This window comes from Streptomyces sp. NPDC005266 (genome assembly GCF_040607655.1).
Classification (GTDB): domain Bacteria; phylum Actinomycetota; class Actinomycetes; order Streptomycetales; family Streptomycetaceae; genus Streptomyces.
Map to the genome: position 1 here is coordinate 1 of NZ_JBEXHC010000070.1, position 1,001 is coordinate 1,001.

General features: G+C 68.1%; 1 protein-coding gene. It reads left to right on the forward strand.

From position 1 onward, the window contains the following. A partial coding sequence (locus tag ABZU99_RS34905; protein ID WP_356050522.1) for an IS110 family transposase occupies positions 1-989 on the forward strand: 989 nt, incomplete at its 5' end. Between the last annotated feature and the right edge of the window lie 12 nt (positions 990-1,001).

Genomic DNA, 1,001 nt, shown 5'->3' on the forward strand with positions numbered 1-1,001 from the left:
TCGGCCGGCACCTTGCCACCGCACCGTTCCCCACGAGTCCCGATGGCTACCGGCGCCTGTTGGAGTGGATGCGCTCGCACGGTGATGTGCTCGCCGTCGGGGTCGAAGGCACTGGCGCCTACGGCTCCGAACTCGCCCGCTTCCTCTTGGCGAACGAGGTCACCGTCGTCGACGTTGACCGCCCCGACCGCAAGGCCCGGCGGGCCAACGGCAAGTCCGACCCCGTCGATGCCTACGCGGCCGCGACCGCCGTCCTGTCCGGCCGCGCCAACGGCCGGCCGAAAACCCGCGACGGCATCGTGGAGGCCATCCGATCCCTGCGGGTCGTCCGGCGTTCGGCCATCAAGGCCCGCACCCAGACGATCAACCAGATCCGTACGCTCATCGTCTCGGCCCCTGCCGAGGTACGTGAACGCCTACGTGGCCTGCCCACTTACCAGCTGATCTCGCAGCTCGCCCGCTCCCGCCCCGGCACCGATCTCGCCGACCCGAGCTGTGCGGTCAAAACCGCCCTGCGGCGACTGGCTCGCCGCCACCAAAACCTCACCGAGGAGATAGCCGAGGCTGACGCGGAACTCCAACCCCTGGTCGCGCAGGCGGCGCCGGGGCTATTGGCACTGATCGGTGTCGGCACCGAGACGGCCGCCCAGCTCCTGATCACCGCCGGCGACAACCCCGACCGTCTGAAATCCGAAGCCGCCTTCGCTCACCTCTGCGGGGCAGCCCCAATCTCCGCAAGCTCCGGCCGGACCAACCGCCACCGCCTCAACCGCGGCGGCGACCGCCAGGCCAACCATGCCCTCCACACGATCGCCCTCGTGCGCATGCGCTACGACGCTCGCACACGGCTCTACGTCGCACGCCGCACAGCCGAAGGCATGTCAAAGAAGGACATCTTCCGCTGCCTCAAACGCTTCATCGCGCGCGAGGTCTACAAGCACCTGACCAGCACGAACACCTCACAGGCAGAACTCCTACAGACTGCTTGACGATCTATAGGA